11 protein-coding genes are annotated in these 15,901 nt (G+C 52.2%); 4 read left to right on the forward strand and 7 right to left on the reverse strand.

What is annotated here, in order from left to right:
* Positions 1-13 precede the first annotated feature (13 nt).
* Positions 14-3,322: a UvrD-helicase domain-containing protein gene (locus ACFQRK_RS12390; protein ID WP_379007077.1), complete on the forward strand. Its 3,309-nt coding sequence runs from the start codon at positions 14-16 to the stop codon at positions 3,320-3,322.
* 19 nt (positions 3,323-3,341) lie between these two features.
* On the opposite strand, the gene ACFQRK_RS12395 is transcribed toward ACFQRK_RS12390, so the two are convergent.
* Positions 3,342-4,211 (reverse strand): hypothetical protein, encoded by an 870-nt coding sequence (locus ACFQRK_RS12395; protein ID WP_379007079.1) that lies wholly within the window; start codon positions 4,209-4,211, stop codon positions 3,342-3,344.
* An 819-nt stretch (positions 4,212-5,030) separates the two neighbouring features.
* Between ACFQRK_RS12395 and ACFQRK_RS12400 the strand changes: the two genes are divergently transcribed.
* The 3 genes from ACFQRK_RS12400 (at position 5,031) to ACFQRK_RS12410 (ending at position 9,766) form a co-directional block, all read left to right on the forward strand.
* On the forward strand, positions 5,031-5,417 hold the full coding sequence (locus tag ACFQRK_RS12400; RefSeq protein ID WP_379007082.1) for a Fic family protein: 387 nt from the start codon (positions 5,031-5,033) through the stop codon (positions 5,415-5,417).
* Positions 5,418-5,743: 326 nt separating this feature from the next.
* The gene (locus tag ACFQRK_RS12405) at positions 5,744-6,844 is read left to right on the forward strand and encodes a Fic family protein (protein WP_379007085.1); all 1,101 of its coding nucleotides are present in this window, start codon (positions 5,744-5,746) and stop codon (positions 6,842-6,844) included.
* Between the two features lie 15 nt (positions 6,845-6,859).
* Positions 6,860-9,766, forward strand: a complete 2,907-nt coding sequence (locus ACFQRK_RS12410) for a PD-(D/E)XK nuclease family protein (RefSeq protein WP_379007086.1) — start codon at positions 6,860-6,862, stop codon at positions 9,764-9,766.
* 5 nt (positions 9,767-9,771) lie between these two features.
* Here the strand turns inward: ACFQRK_RS12410 and ACFQRK_RS12415 are convergent, their stop codons facing one another.
* The 6 genes from ACFQRK_RS12415 to thiC are packed head-to-tail and all read right to left on the reverse strand — an operon-like array spanning position 9,772 to position 15,901.
* Positions 9,772-10,812, reverse strand: a complete 1,041-nt coding sequence (locus ACFQRK_RS12415) for a ThiF family adenylyltransferase (RefSeq protein ID WP_379007088.1) — start codon at positions 10,810-10,812, stop codon at positions 9,772-9,774.
* 23 nt (positions 10,813-10,835) lie between these two features.
* Positions 10,836-11,945 (reverse strand): 2-iminoacetate synthase ThiH, encoded by a 1,110-nt coding sequence (gene thiH / locus ACFQRK_RS12420; RefSeq protein ID WP_379007091.1) that lies wholly within the window; start codon positions 11,943-11,945, stop codon positions 10,836-10,838.
* 13 nt (positions 11,946-11,958) lie between these two features.
* Positions 11,959-12,738, reverse strand: a complete 780-nt coding sequence (locus ACFQRK_RS12425; RefSeq protein WP_379007092.1) for a thiazole synthase — start codon at positions 12,736-12,738, stop codon at positions 11,959-11,961.
* Between the two features lie 39 nt (positions 12,739-12,777).
* Positions 12,778-13,428, reverse strand: a complete 651-nt coding sequence (gene thiE / locus ACFQRK_RS12430) for a thiamine phosphate synthase (protein WP_379007094.1) — start codon at positions 13,426-13,428, stop codon at positions 12,778-12,780.
* Entirely contained in the window at positions 13,415-14,023 is a 609-nt protein-coding gene (locus ACFQRK_RS12435) for a thiamine phosphate synthase (RefSeq protein ID WP_379007097.1), read from the reverse strand. Before ACFQRK_RS12435 ends, thiE begins: the two co-directional genes overlap by 14 nt.
* 9 nt (positions 14,024-14,032) lie before the next feature.
* On the reverse strand, positions 14,033-15,901 hold the full coding sequence (gene thiC / locus ACFQRK_RS12440; RefSeq protein WP_379007099.1) for a phosphomethylpyrimidine synthase ThiC: 1,869 nt from the start codon (positions 15,899-15,901) through the stop codon (positions 14,033-14,035).

A 15,901-nucleotide genomic window follows, 5' to 3' on the forward strand; every position in this document is an offset into this window, starting at 1 on the left:
GAAAACACGAACGATGCCTATTGTACCACCCCTCAAAATACTCAAAGCGTCTGCCGGGTCGGGTAAGACCTTCAGTCTCACAGCGCATTACCTAACGCTCTTATTCTCGGGTGAGACCAAGTACCGCGAGATTCTCGCCATTACTTTTACGAACAAGGCGACAGCAGAGATGAAAGGTCGTATTCTAAAAGTATTGGAAGCCTTGGCCACCGGCGGCGGTTCCGAGAAAGATGATGCAGCCGGTTATCGCGAAATCCTGTTAGAAGCCTATCCCCAGTGGGATGCCGTCATGCTGCAACAACGCTCGGCCGAAGTGTACCGCAAAATCCTGCATGATTATAGCCGCTTTGCGGTGAGCACCATCGATGGCTTCACACAGAAAGTAATCCGTGGTTTCACATTTGAACTGGGCATCGAAGCCGGATATAAACTAGAGATGAACATACGGAAAGTGAAGACGGATTTGGTGCTGCGTCTCAATCGCTTGCTGGATGAACGACCGGACCTATTGCAATGGATCATGGACTATGCACAGGTACAGATCGACCGGGATGAAAACTGGAACTACCGATGGGCACTCAGTGACCTTGCTTCGGAAATTTTTAAAGAGGATTTTCAGGATTTCGACAAGGCCGTGTCCGATATTCCCGAACAGGAACTGTTTGCCAGTCTTGACAGCTACTGCAAAGAAACCATCAAACAGTTTGAAGGTGCATTTGAGCAGTTGCTCAAAACAGCTGCAGAGCTGTTTGTCGCTTCCGGAGTGGATATGATGGATCTGGCGGGGAAGTCACGCAACCACTTGGGCAAGCTGGGTAGCCTGTCTGCCCAAAACCCTCACGACGTGGTTAAAAAGCTGGAAAAATATATCCATACACCCGATGAATGGCAGAAAGGCGGTCCGGTGGGCGAGGTAGCTGTGTTATATCGCGATTTAAACCCCTTGTTAGAACGCCTGTATGAATTGTATACTAAGCAAAGTCCCGATTATTACCTGGCCAAGGCGATCGACGAGAACCTTTACTACCTGCGTCTGCTCAAAGAAATGAGCACATTACTGGCCGAATGGCGTAGGGACAATGGAGCACAGCTTATAAGTGATGCACAAATCCTGCTCAACAACATCGGGACTAACGAATCGGGCGATCCTACGTTCATTTGGGAGAAAACGGGTAATCGCTTCCGGCATTTCCTCTTTGACGAGTTTCAGGATACTTCGCGGAAACAATGGAATAACCTGCGCCCCTTGCTCATCAATGCGATGGGAAACGCTAGCGGTAAACGGAGTGAACACCTCATCGTGGGCGACGTCAAACAGAGTATCTATCGATGGCGGAACGGCGACTGGCGTATCCTGTTGGACCGGGCAGAGCAGCAGATCGGTACAGCGTTTAATACAATCGACACGTCGTCGCTCGTCCAGAACGAAACACTGGAAACCAACTACCGTAGCCACGAGAACATTGTGACGTTCAATAACCTGGTTTTTGAGTATGCCCCGCAATGGTTGCAGCACCGCCTGAACGAACGCATTCGGACCGAGCTGGGTGATGAAGAATATGAACGCTGGTGGAAACCTACCGGCAACCACGATACCATCATCCGCGCGTACAGCGACAGTCGACAGCAATTGCCTTCTTCTGTGCAAAAAAAAGGCGGTAAAGTACAGGTGGATTTCATCGATGTGGGCAGCAACAATCACCGCGCCAGTGCCGTGAAGGAAGAAGCACTCGGCCGCTTGGCCGATACGGTCATCGAATGGTTGTCTTCAGATACCTACCGCCCTGGCCAGATTGGTATCCTTGTCCGCACCAACAACGAAGCCCGTGAAGTCATCCAGCACCTGCTCGATCGGCAGCGGGAATCCGGTGTTGCATTTGACGTTATATCCGGCGATGCACTGGCATTGGCCAGCCATCCGGCGATCCGGCTGCTGGTGGATACGTTGCGCGCCCTGATGGGCAAGTTTCCTGATACGGCATTGTATATGGCCAACTGCATCCACCTGTATAGCCAATTGCGTGGCAGGGGGCAAAGCGTCTTACCTGATGACTGGGTACGGATCAGTACATGCAAACCCACCAGGCTGACCGGATTGTTGCCCGAACCGCTTTGCAGCAATTGGGAAACCTGGTCCCAACTGCCGCTGGCCGAGCTGATCGAATCGCTTATTGTCGCCTATGGACTCCAGACGAATGAGGAGAGCCTTCCGTATCTGCTTGCTTTCCGCGACCTTGTTGCCGCTTTCACCGCCAATGGCGAACGAGGAATACCCGCATTCCTGACGTATTGGGAGGAAGAAGGAATCGACCGGGCATTACCTGCTGCAGGTGACGCAGAAGCGATCGAGGTGTTGACCATCCATAAGTCCAAGGGACTGGCATTTGATGTAGTAATGATCCCGTTTTGCAGCTGGCCCATCGATGGGCGTACCAACGGCAATTTTTGGGTGAGTACCGAAGACACCCCTTATGCCCTTCTGCGTAAAACGCCGGTGAAATATAAAAGCGACCTCGGCAAGTCGCGCCTTTACCAAGCGTATTTCGAAGAGATGCTCTTTAACTATATGGACGCCCTCAATACGCTTTATGTGGCAACTACCCGGACCCGCAGACATTTATACATCACCGCACCTGGCAAAAAGGGCGATGGCGAAATCAGTTCCTTGCTTGCCGGCGACCTGCTCCTGGAGACGTTGCCGGAAATTGCTGAGGAGCTGGATGTGGTCTTTCATGGTGGGATGCAGTTAGGTGAAATCGACAACGACGATATCATTTGGCAGAATAAACCGGCTTCGGCCGGCCTGTCGTTCAGCTATTATCCCGCTTCACTCCGGATGAAGGAGGAGTTGGTCCGCCCGGAAATAGAGGCAGAACTGGACATTGTGCGACTGGACGCTGCAAAGCGGCGTGGGCAATTGCTGCATGAGCTGATGGCTGAGACCGCTTCGAGGGCCGATCTGGACGCTCGCTTGGATGCCTTGCAGGCGCAGGGACTCCTACGCGAGGAAGAACGTGCAGATGTATTGACGCTCGCCCTGAATACATGGAATCATCCGCAATTGGCGCAGTGGTTCAATGGTGATTATGAACACTGGAACGAACGGAGTATCATTTTACCCAACGGACGGACGCTCCGCCCGGATAAGGTATTGGTACGCCCGGGTGAAACCGTTGTATTGGACTTCAAATTCACCCAGCATGAGGAGGAGGCACACCTCAAGCAGGTGGTCGACTATCAGCTGCTTCTCCGTGAAATGGGCATGCCGAACGTAAGCGGATATGTGTATTATGGCTCTATGGAAAAATTGGTAAAAGTATAATTTGAGCTTTGAGGTAGGATTATTTTTTGGTTGGTTTCGTCGTTAGCCGTGCGATCTTTTGCTGGATTCGTCCCCTGGTATCACCATAAGACGAAAAATCGTCTTCTGGCGGTGGTTGTAGAAGGTCGGCTGCTCCCAACGCAGCCATTTCAGGGCTTACATGAAAGGCGTCGAGGATGATAGAGGGGTAGAAGTCTTTGTTGGTGGTTTGGGTACGCTGCCCCAGCCAGTTCGATGAAAAATAGCGCAGGCATAGCACCACGAGTACAATATCTCCTTCGAGCAACAGTTTGTTGCACTGCCAATCGATTTCCGTAGGGCTATGGTCTGATTCTCCAACATCGAATCCTGCATAATCAACGATTTGCACGTTTCCTTCCCGGAAGTTGAAGGCGACGACAAAAATGCCGAAAGTGCCGTTCGGCCGGTAGAAGTTCGGAGGATAAACGATGTCATCATCGGGGACGAAAGGCCCCAGTTGAAACCGGATAGCGCCGTTGCCCGCCACATCAAGCCTAGGCGACACCGCCACAAGTTTCTCAAACGGGGCGTCCTCATTGAATGAAAATCCTTTTAATTGGCTGAGGTCAGCGTCGTGGAGATCGCGTTCACCTATTTCCGTTTCAGCAGTACGGATACAGGCAGCAACCGTTGCCGTAAGCCGTCGCACCATATTGCCATCGCATTCTTCATATACGTTGTGAAAGACGCTTCGTATGAATTTAGCCTGCCTGGCGGCCAGCCCGAATTCGAGCGCGCTCAGCTTTGAGGAAAGCGTCTGCTTTACCCGTTTGGGCGCAATCTGCATAATCTGCTTGTCTTTGTAGCCCCTGTAAACGATGTTGTCAATTTTGCCCCGGATTTTCCCGTTTTTATCCCGTGAAGCCATGGTAAATGATTTTGAAATGGTTTAACTAATTGCTATCTTTGGTCTGTCTACCTACCGCTTGTCCCTTTTCTTACTTTTGTTTCCTGCCGTGTTCGGGCCCGCTAGGTATCCAACTCGCTATGTATTCGCCATGTCTCAATTTAGTGTCTTTAAACATGCTATAATGACTCCATGAAAACTGCTAAATTAATGGGGTCATTATGGACTATTTATGGACTCATTATGGACTCATCCCGAAGAAGTCCCTGAAAAATCCCCTAGCTGGTGTATTCGTTGTAGCTTATAATCATTGGCGTGTTCAGGAGCGTCGTCGGATGCTTACCCAAAAGTAAACAAATGCTGGTGATTATCCTAATTTAATTCGAAAAGAATCGGGTAACAACTGCTATCGATAGGATTTTTAGACCATCCGTTCAATGATTTAATTTTTACTTATTTCTTTGGGTCCGGGAAAATTACAAATACGGCGCAATTAATGGGTTTATGGAATAAAACGCACGTCAAAAAATGAGATGATAATCGGATTTTTACGTATTTTGTGAAGCAATTTCGATAATGGGGTTTTCTATTTTGAATTCAGATGTTCGCCGGACATTGATGCTCGTCCGTTATGGAGCGAATCTTTTATTGAAAGACTTTTGAAATCAAGCGGAGCTAATGTCGATAGAATTAAATCAATGACATTATTTCTTGGTTAAAAAATGATTGCAAAATGCCCGAAACCGACCGGATAGAAAATACATCAGCAGGTACATTGCCGGAAGGGCTGAGCGAAGAAGATTTCCTAGATGGGGTTTCCATTCCAGGAATCGGGAATTGATGCGGGTGTATCGGGATTTGGAATTGGTGGCGCAGCTTGGTTCAGGCGTGCCACGGATTCTGGAAAGTTACGGCAGGGAATGCTTCCGGTTTATGGGTAACTTTATCCGCATGACGTTTCCGGCGTCGGAGTCGGTTACCCCCCAAGTCACCTCCCCCCAAGTCGAACGGTTGTTGGGTGTATTTACGGGAGAGCACAACAGGCAGGAATTGCAGGACTTTCTTGGGTTATCAGATAGGAAGAATTTCCGGGAGAATTATTTGAATCCGGCCATTCAAGCGGGGCTTGTAGAATTGGTCGACCCTAATAATCCGACAAGCAGCAAGCAACGTTATGTATTGACTGCGTTGGGGATGCGGATGGCAGAAAAGATTGATAAGAATTAAAATGGCATGAGCATAGAGAAACCACTTATTTCAATGATCGAAGTTCAATTAAGAACTTTGTTGAAACCTTACGGCCATCAGACGAAGAAATCCGTAAGCAATTAAATTGTTGACTGAAATTAAAAATGACGCATACGGCTGTTTTTTTTGGGTAATCGGTAATGGAGAGCTGCAACGCTTCAGTTTGGGAAGCTGCTCCCAATTGCGAACGCACTGCATTCACAATTCGATGCGGAGAATAAGTGTATTTATATCCGCATATATTGCGGAGTATAGCTGTTGGATGCGGAGATTATTGTCTATATTTGCCGTATAATTTGCGGAGAATGTATATTCATCTATTGCATCATTGGCCTGATTTTACATGGAATGCGGATGAAATAGCCCCGCTCTTGGCAGCGGTACGTTTTAAACAGGGAAAACTTTTGGGGTATATGGAACACTTGGGGTTCGACTTAAAAGCGGAAGCGGTATTGCAGACCCTGACCCAAGATGTGGTTAAGTCCAGCGAAATCGAAGGGGAGATGCTGGACATTGACCAGGTAAGGTCTTCCATTGCCCGTCGCCTCGGGCTCGATATTGTTGGCTTGGTACCTTCGGATCGGCATGTCGACGGTGTGGTGGAGATGATGCTCGATGCCACGCAGCGCTATGATCAGCCATTAGATGAAGAACGATTGTTTGGCTGGCATGCTGCATTGTTTCCCACCGGTCGCAGCAGTATGTATCGTATTGTGGTAGGCGATTGGCGCAAGAACACCAAGGACGATCCCATGCAGGTGGTGTCAGGGGCGGTGGGTAGGGAGAAAGTGCATTTTCAGGCACCCGATAGTGAGAGATTGCCGGTAGAGATGGAGCGGTTTTTAGCGTGGTTCAATAGCGATACTCCTATCGATCCGATGTTAAAGGCCGCGGTGGCACATCTCTGGTTTGTGACCGTACATCCTTTCGAGGACGGCAACGGGCGGATATCAAGAGCGATAGCAGACATGCAATTGGCAAGGGCAGACGGTAGTCCCCAACGTTTTTATAGCACGTCGGCTCAAATCAGGCAGGAGCGGAAGCACTATTATTCGGTACTGGAGAAAACACAATCGGGTGATTTGGATATTACGGAATGGTTAAAATGGTTTTTGGAATGCCTTGGACGTGCAATCGATGCTTCGGATGTGGTGCTGGCATCGGTGATGCGCAAAGCTAAACTTTGGATGATGCCGGTAGCACAAACGTTCAATGATCGCCAGCGATTGATGTTGAATAAATTATTGGATGGCTTCGAGGGTAAGCTAACATCTTCCAAATGGGCAAAGATTGCCAAGTGTTCACAAGATACCGCTACACGTGATATACAGGACTTGGTCGTAAAGGGGATATTGGTCAAGGACGAAGCAGGAGGAAGAAGTACCAATTATTTGCTTACGGTATAAAAAAACAAGCAAGATATGACCACCACGCCCCCATTTCTCCGACAAGTTGCCGCAGACTTATTAGCCAGGTTTGCCGATGATCTGAAAGACGTAGCCGTGGTGTTCACCAACAAGCGGCCCATTGTCTTTCTACGGAAACACCTAGCCGACCTATCAGGCAAACCGATATGGAGCCCCTCATTTTTTACGATACAGGAATTTATCCGCCAATCGGCTACCCTACCGGAAGCAAGTTCACTTACGCAGTTCTTTATCCTGCATCGGTTGCACAATGCGTTGCTGCGCGAGGAAGGACGGCCCGAGGAAACGCCCGATGAGTTTTACCCGCTGGCCGAAACCATCCTCAGTGATTTTGCACAACTGGATTATGACCTGGTAGAGCCACAGGCGGTCTATGCCGAGCTGCGCGACATTGCCCTGCTCCAACAGCGGTTCCCGCACCTCTCTGCCGATCAGCAGCGCTTTATGCGGCAGTTCTGGGAGTCCTTTTCGGTAGGCAAACAAACCGCTATCCAACAGAAGTTTTTACAGCTGTGGGGGCGCTTACCCAAGCTTTACCAACGGTTCAAAGAAGAGTTGGTCCAACAGAAATTGACTACCACGGCGGACATTTACCGTGCGCTTGCAGAGAACTATGCAGACAATCCTAACTTTATATCGATATATAAGCAAGTTGCGTTCGTGGGATTCAATGCGCTTAACCGATGTGAAATCAACCTCTTCACGCAATGGCAAGAAGAAAGGAAAGCGCTCTTTTACTTCGATGCAGACAGTTATTACCTGGACGACAACCTGCAGGAAGCGGGACTTTTTCTCCGGAAAAATGTGATCCAGTACGGACTGCACAATGCGTTGGGCGGATTTCCGGCAACGTTGAGTTCAAGAGCCGATGACATCGAGCTGATTGCCGCTTCCGGCAACATAGCCCAGGCTAAATGGTTGTCGACCCTGCTCGCCGATCGACCTGCCGACCGGGACACGCCAACCCGTACCGCGATTATTCTGGCTGACGAAAGCCTACTGGTGCCGGTATTGCAAAGCTTACCCGATGGTATTGATTTTAACGTAACAATGGGTTATCCATTGTCACAATCTACGCTCTTCGGATACCTGGATGGATGGCTGGGTATTCAGCAGCAATTGGCCGTCAACCGTGGCCAATTCGTTCATCACCTCGACGTTGAAACGATCCTCACCCACCCACTCAGTGGCATATCGGCGGAAGAACGGGATGCGCTGCAGGGCAACATCACGGCCAACGAATGGCTGGAGGTACCTATTGCTGAATTGTCGCTGAAGTCGGGCAGCTACCCGGCGTTTTTCATGCCCCGCAGCGGCAATAAGGCTGTACTGGACGCATTACATGCCCTGCTCGATGGGGTGCTTGCACACCGCAAAGGTGCCCGTAGCCTTCGGCATATCGAGGCGGTACTCATCCTGGCCGTCAAGAAAGCCCTAAACCTGTTGCAGGAAGGGCTGGTCCATTACCCCGAACTCTCGATGTCTTTCCTGTGTGCGCTGATCCGTAAGGCACTCCAAAGTATATCGGCGCCCATCGAGGGGGAGCCGCTGAAAGGTGTGCAGATTATGGGGCTGCTGGAAAGCCGCTGCCTCGACTTTGACGAGGTTTACATCATTGGCGCCAATGAGGGCAAGCTTCCAAATATTACCGTGGCTCCGACCTTCATCCCCGATTCCATCCGGCGCGCCCATGGCCTACCCGTTTTGGAGAACCAGGATGCCTTATCGGCCTATCTGTTTTACCGACTGCTGCACCACCCTAAGCGTATTACCGTGGTGTATAATTCAGTAGTTGACGACCGAAACAGCGGGGAGGTAAGCCGCTTTATTCGCCAATTGGCATTCGAGAGCCGGTTCAAGTTCCAGCGCCGCATCCAGCAGCAACCCGTCAAGACCATTTCTCCACCGCCTTCGCTCAGCTTGCCCAAAACCGGAGCGGTATGGGACAAACTGAGCCGCTATTTGGACGATGCCGATCCCGACCGCCTGAAACTGTCGGCCTCTGCGCTGACAACGTACCTGCAATCACCGCTTCTATTTTTTCTCAAATACGTTGCCGGCATCAAGGAGCCGCCCAAGATCACGGAAGAGTTTGAAATGAATCGATTGGGTCGGGTTGTGCATCAGGCGATGCAGGATACCTATGAACAATTAAAAGCAGAAAACGATGCCATTACAGCCCACCGCATTCAAGCGAAGATAAAAATGCTTCCGCAGATTTGCTTGGAGGCACTGTCCAAAGAGCTCTACCGCGAGACCGGGAGAATCCGGACGCCCAACAGTATGCAACGCATTCTGCTTAAGGTGGCCGAGGAGTATGCGCGGGTGTTTTTGCAGTATGATGCCACGCATGTGGCCCCCCTGCATATCGTGGAGCTGGAAAACGAACGGGATTACTCCATTGAATTCCCGATAACCGTACAGGGAGAAGTTCGAACGGTTAAACTCTACGGCATCATCGACCGGGTGGATGAGGTAAACGGCAAGACCCGTATCGTGGACTACAAGACCGGGCGCGATGAGGTGAAATACAACGGGCTGGATACCCTGTTTGCTCCTGCGTCGGCCAAAAGCAACAAAGCGATGATCCAGACGTTATTTTATACGTATGTATACGAACAGGTAACAGGCAAACGGGGCGTAGAACCCAACCTCTATATCGCCCGCCGTCTCCGTAAGGAGGGACCGTTATTTTACATGAGTGGGCGCGGCAAATATGTGGCGGAAGGCGAGGAACTCGAACGTATCAAAACGCAGTTTGTGGAGTTCTTAAGGCATACGCTTGAAGAACTGTTTAACCCGGATATACCCTTCCAGCACAATCCGGATGCGATATGGTATCCAAACGATCCGTACCGGGAGTTTATCGGACAGCCGCTCGCACCGGAAGAGGACCTCTGATGGAACTACGGCAATTGCTCGGCATAAGCCGTCACACCCTGTTGTTTGGCCAGCTCCACGGCTATCCGGCTCCGCTTGCCGGAGGGGCAGAAAAATACAACAGGCCGCCCGGGGACAACCCATTCGTCAACGCGGTCTGGCAACTCGTATAGCGGGATGTTAACATGGGTGCCGTCATGGCATTCTTCGTACTCCCACGGCTCACGTACATCCACCAACAAGGCATCCCTAGGCTGCACGACCGGCACAGGGGGCGCCTCGCCGCTCTCCGCCGGTACATTTACGTACTGGGGTTGCAAGGCTTGAATTTGCTTATTTTCTTCAATGGCCGAAAAGCTGAACAGTTGGTACCCATTGCCACCGATATCGATCAGGAGCAGTTTGCCTGTCAGGATCTCGCCATAGCCGCTGAGTACCTTGAGCGCCTCATTGGCCATGAGCGTGCCGACAATGCCGGGCAGGACATTGAGCACCCCATCGATGGCGCAGGAGCCGCATGCTTCAGGAGGCTCGGGATACAGGCAACGGTAGGTGGGGCCACCCTGGTAATTAAAAACCGATACCTGGCCCGTATACCCGTCAATTGCACCGGATACGAACGGTACGCCCGTGATGACACACGCATCGTTGACGAGATAGCGGGTTGCGAAATTGTCCGTGCCATCGATCACAAGGTCATGCGCACGAACGAGCGTCAGCGCATTTGTGGTCGACAGCGCTTCGGGATAGGCGGTGAACCGTGAGAAAGGCTGTTGGATGGATAACCTCCGCACCGCCGTTTCTGCCTTGTTTTTTCCGACATCATCGGGCGAAAACAACACCTGCCGGTGCAGGTTGTGGAAATCTACCGTGTCGAAGTCGATGATACCGATATGCCCCACGCCGGCTGTTGCCAGGTATTGAAGCACCGGGCAACCTAAGCCTCCGGCACCTACCACCAATACACGGGCGTTTTTGAGCCGCTGCTGGGCGTTCCGCCCGAAGCCGTGTAGTTTCAGGTGGCGGTCAAAATAACGGGTTTCCCTTTGGGTGAGTGGTTGTTCCATCAGTTTGTATGCATAAAAATTGGCTATAGCTGAAGAGCATGGTCCCAGTCTTTCCAAATGGGTTCATACCCAGCATCCCTGATAACCTGCGCGATGGTTGCCGGGTCACGTGCATCGTCGATCTCAAACTGTTCGAGGCTCTGGGGCGCAACCGCGTAGCCGCCGGGATTGGTCTTTGAGCCGGCACTGATGGACGTAATACCTAGCTTGATAATATTGTCGCGGAAGCGTGGACTTTCGCGGGTGGATATGGACAGCTCTACCTCGTTGTTGAAGAGCCGCCACGCGCAGATGAGCTGCACCAATTCCCGGTCCGCAATCACCGACTTGGGCTGCAGGCCACCGGCATGGGGACGCAGACGGGGGAAGGATACGGAAAACTTACTTTGCCAATACGTTTTTTCAAGGTATTGTAAGTGCATAGCCGTAAAAAAACTATCCGCCCGCCAGTCATCCAATCCCAGTAGCGCACCGATGCCGATCTTGTGCATCCCCGCCCTGCCGATGCGGTCGGGACACGTCAAGCGGTAGTCGAAGTTGGCCTTTTTGCCTTTGGGATGGTGTTTTCGGTAGTCTTCCCGATGGTAGGTTTCTTGGTAGACCAAGACCGTATTTACGCCCAGCGCTCGAAGTTCGGCATAATCCGCTTCGTCAAGGGGCTGTACTTCGAGGGCGATGTGCTGAAAATGTTGCCTGACCAGGGGCAGCATTTGACGGAAATAGGGCATTCCGACCCGTTGCTGCGCTTCACCGGTCACCAGCAGCACATGCTGGTAACCCATAGCTTTCACGGCAATCAGTTCCTGGATCAGTTCCATGGCAGTTAGGGTCTTGCGTGGGATTTGGTTATCCAGGCTGAACCCGCAATAGGTACAGATGTTCTGGCACTCGTTCGAAAGGTATAGGGGCGCAAACAATTGGATCGTCTTCCCAAAGCGTTTTTGCGTAGCTTGCTGGCTTAGCCATGCCATTTGTTCCAAAAAGGGTGCCGCCGCCGGGGCGATCAGTGCCTTGAAATCGGCCAACGTCCGTTGCGTGCGTGCCAAAGCACGGCGTACATCCTCGGCCGTCGTACGGTAAATGGATTGCAACTCCTTATTCCAGTCGCATTGATTAAATAGCGTTGTAAACATGTTTTGTGGGCTGTCAGTTATCCTCCAAAAATTCCGTCAACGGGCTTGTTGGTGCAGCAGCGGCTTGCTGATCGGGAAGGCCGGCTACAAAGGCCTGTCGCCCGGCTTTCACTGCCCAGTTGAAGGCTTCGGCAATTGCCACCGGATTGCCTGCCGTGGCCATTGCAGTATTGACCAGTACGGCATCTGCACCCAGTTCCATCGCCCGTGCGGCGTGGCTGGGCGCGCCGATGCCCGCGTCGATCACGACCGGAATGGCGGACTGGTCGATGATAATCCGCAACATTTCCTCCATGACTAATCCCTTATTGCTGCCGATGGGAGCACCCAGGGGCATCACGGCCGCTACGCCGGCGTCTTCTAGCCGCTTGCATAGCACCGGATCGGCATGGCAATACGGCAGTACCACAAAACCCAGTTTGACCAGCTGTTCCGCAGCGGCCAGCGTCTCGATGGGGTCGGGCATGAGGTATTTCGGATCGGGGTGGATTTCCAGCTTCAGCCAGTTGGTATGCAGCGCTTCCCGGGCCAGCTGTGCAGCAAAGACCGCTTCTCGGGCATTGCGGACTCCCGATGTGTTGGGCAACAGGTGGATGCGGCCGGGTGCAAGATGCGCCAATAGCGCGTCCTCTTCCGGCTGGCTATGTTCCACGCGTTTCAATGCGACCGTTACCAACTCCGTTTCCGAAGCCAACAGGGCCTTTTCCATCATTCGGTGATCGCCGAATTTTCCCGTACCTGCAAACAGGCGGGATGAAAAGATCTTATCGGCTATTTTTAAGGTGTCTTCCATCTTTTGTTGAACGATAATTCGTGATCGATAATTCGTAATTTATGGTTGGAAACGGTTATGGGCGGTCAGCTGAGCCGCAATGGCTTGGCATGCAGCCACCTTATCTGTCGTTCCATGTATGGCGTTGGAAACGGCTACCCCGTGGATTCCGGTACCCATTAACCTGCCGATGTCGCCAATGGCAATTCCGCCGATGGCGACGATGGGGATACGGATACCGTGAATCCTTGCGGCAGCAATGATCCGGTGAATACCTTGCTGGCCCAATACGGGACTTAGCCTTTCTTTGGTTGGAGTGAACCGGAAAGGCCCCAAGCCGATATAGTCAATGTCATATTTGCTCAGCCGGAGCACATCATCCAGGGTGTTGGCCGTGCATCCGATGATTTTGTCGGGACTGAGGAGATGCCGCGCATCCGAAGGGGGCATATCTTCGGCACCGATGTGTACCCCGTGGGCGTTCACGGCCTTGGCTACGTAAACGTCGTCGTTGATGATCAACTTGGCGCTGTAGCGCTCCAGCAGTGGATAGATTGCCCGTGCGGTTGCCAATCGTTCTTCCGTATCGGCGTGCTTCATGCGCAATTGTATCCACGTACAGCCGCCGCGACAAACGTCTTCTACCTGCCGGGCAATCGGGTAATCGGTCAGCGGATGTGTAATGTAGTGCAGGGTATCAATGTGTTTCATGGTTTGTCTCCTTTGTTAAGCCAGCCGCTGCTGCCTGGCATTTGGCTAACTGTTGCAGCGGCCGCCCGCACTGCCAGATGTACCCCATAACGGCGGCCGCTTCGAAGCCATATCGGTGCACGGCAGCAAGCCGGTTGGGCGTAATCCCACCAAGTGCCACCCATAGCGTATTTCCCTTGGGCTTCGGAACCGTACACAGCGAGGCATTGCCTCTGTAGTCTTTTTTGGATAGGCTATTAAATAACGGACTGATGAACGCACGGTCGGCCACGGTGGCTGCGGCTTGGATTTCGGCTGGACTATGCGCCGAACAGGAAATCTGTCCTTTATCCCGTATCTTATCGGCTTGAAGCAATGTGTTCAGGGGCAGATGTACCCCCAATATGTCAAATTCCCCGGATAATGCCTGGTGGTTATGTACCAGGATACGTGAATGAAAATCCGTACGGATCGCTCGCAGCAGCGCCCGTACCTCATGGTCGGTTGCACCGGGTTTGCGCAGGTGGAGCCCGGTTAAGCCTGTCTCAAACAGGTCGTTGAGCACGGCTGCCTCCTCGCTGAAAAAATCTTCCCGGGTGATTACCAGCAGTTGCATACCTCGCCGTTATGAGTAAAGTTCGAAATTGTTCGCGCGGAATTCCCGCGCTTTTTCGTCCATCCCTTTTTTCACGGCTTCGGCATCTTCTATACGGTTTTCCTCGGCATATTTCCGCACGTCCTGCGTGATTTTCATGCTGCAGAAATGCGGGCCGCACATGCTGCAAAAGTGGGCGGTCTTCGCTCCTTCGGCGGGCAGTGTCTCGTCGTGGTATTCACGGGCGGTATCCGGGTCAAGCGCCAGATTGAACTGGTCTTCCCAGCGGAATTCAAACCGAGCCTTGCTCATCGCGTTATCGCGATGCTGCGCACCTGGGTGCCCTTTGGCCAGATCCGCCGCGTGTGCAGCGATCTTGTAGGTAATCACGCCGTCTTTGACGTCTTTTTTGTTGGGCAGGCCGAGGTGTTCTTTGGGTGTCACGTAACAGAGCATGGCAGTGCCGAACCAGCCGATCATTGCCGCGCCGATGGCCGACGTGATATGGTCATATCCCGGGGCAATGTCCGTGGTCAACGGGCCGAGGGTGTAAAACGGTGCCTCCTTGCATGCCGCCAGTTGTTTGTCCATGTTGGCTTTAATCAGGTGCATGGGCACATGACCGGGCCCTTCGATCATCACCTGTACATCGTGGCGCCAGGCGATATCGGTGAGCTCGCCCAGTGTTTCCAGCTCGGCAAACTGCGCCTCATCATTGGCGTCCGCAAGGGATCCGGGGCGCAGCCCGTCGCCCAGTGAAAAGGCGACATCGTACCGTTTCATGATTTCGCAGATTTCTTCGAAATGGGTATATAGGAAGTTCTCTTGGTGATGGGCCAGGCACCACTTCGCCAGGATGGAGCCGCCACGCGATACAATGCCCGTGACCCGCTTGGCCGTCAGCGGCACAAAGGGTAGCCGTACCCCTGCATGGATGGTGAAATAGTCTACCCCCTGTTCGGCCTGCTCAATGAGCGTATCCCTGAAGATGTCCCAGGTGAGTTCCTCAGCCTTCCCGTTGACCTTTTCCAGCGCCTGGTAAATCGGTACGGTACCGATCGGCACCGGCGAGTTGCGGATAATCCACTCGCGGGTCTCATGGATGTTCTTGCCCGTGGAGAGATCCATCACGGTATCGGCGCCCCAACGGGTTGCCCACACCATCTTCTCCACTTCCTCTTCGATGCTCGATGTCACTGCCGAATTACCGATGTTTGCATTGATTTTCACCAGAAAATTGCGGCCAATGATCATGGGTTCCGTTTCGGGATGGTTGATGTTGGCCGGCAATACCGCCCTTCCCAGGGCGATTTCCTGCCGTACAAATTCCGGTGTAATGAATCCATTATGCACGTATGCCCCGAAATTATGTCCTTTGTGTTGCTTCCACGCAGCGTTATCGTTACGATAGCATGCTTCCAACCGCTGGTTCTCCCGGATGGCCACAAACTCCATCTCAGGGGTGATAGTGCCCCGGCGTGCATAGTGCATCTGCGATACATTCTTCCCCACTTTAGCCGCACGGGGCTTTGCAGGGTGTTCAAACCGTAGGTGGTCTAATGTAGGGTCAGAAAGCCGCGATTGGCCGTAACGCGAGCTGACACCTTGCAGCAATTCGGTGTCTTGGCGGTCGGCAATCCAATGTTCGCGGATTCGGGGAATGCCCTTCCGCACATCAATGTCAATGGATGGATCCGTATAGGGTCCACTGGTGTCATACACGGTCACGGGCGGGTTGTCCTCTACGTCGTTCCGGAAGCGGTCGGTGGTTTTGGAAAGTGAAATCTCGCGCATGGGCACACGGATGTCGGGTGTGCTTCCATTTACATAGATTTTCTTCGAACCGGGAAACGGTGTCCGGGTAATGGTCGTTTCGTTGGGAAGTTTTTCAGTTTTCAT

Source organism: Parapedobacter sp. GCM10030251 (genome assembly GCF_042666505.1).
GTDB lineage: Bacteria > Bacteroidota > Bacteroidia > Sphingobacteriales > Sphingobacteriaceae > Parapedobacter.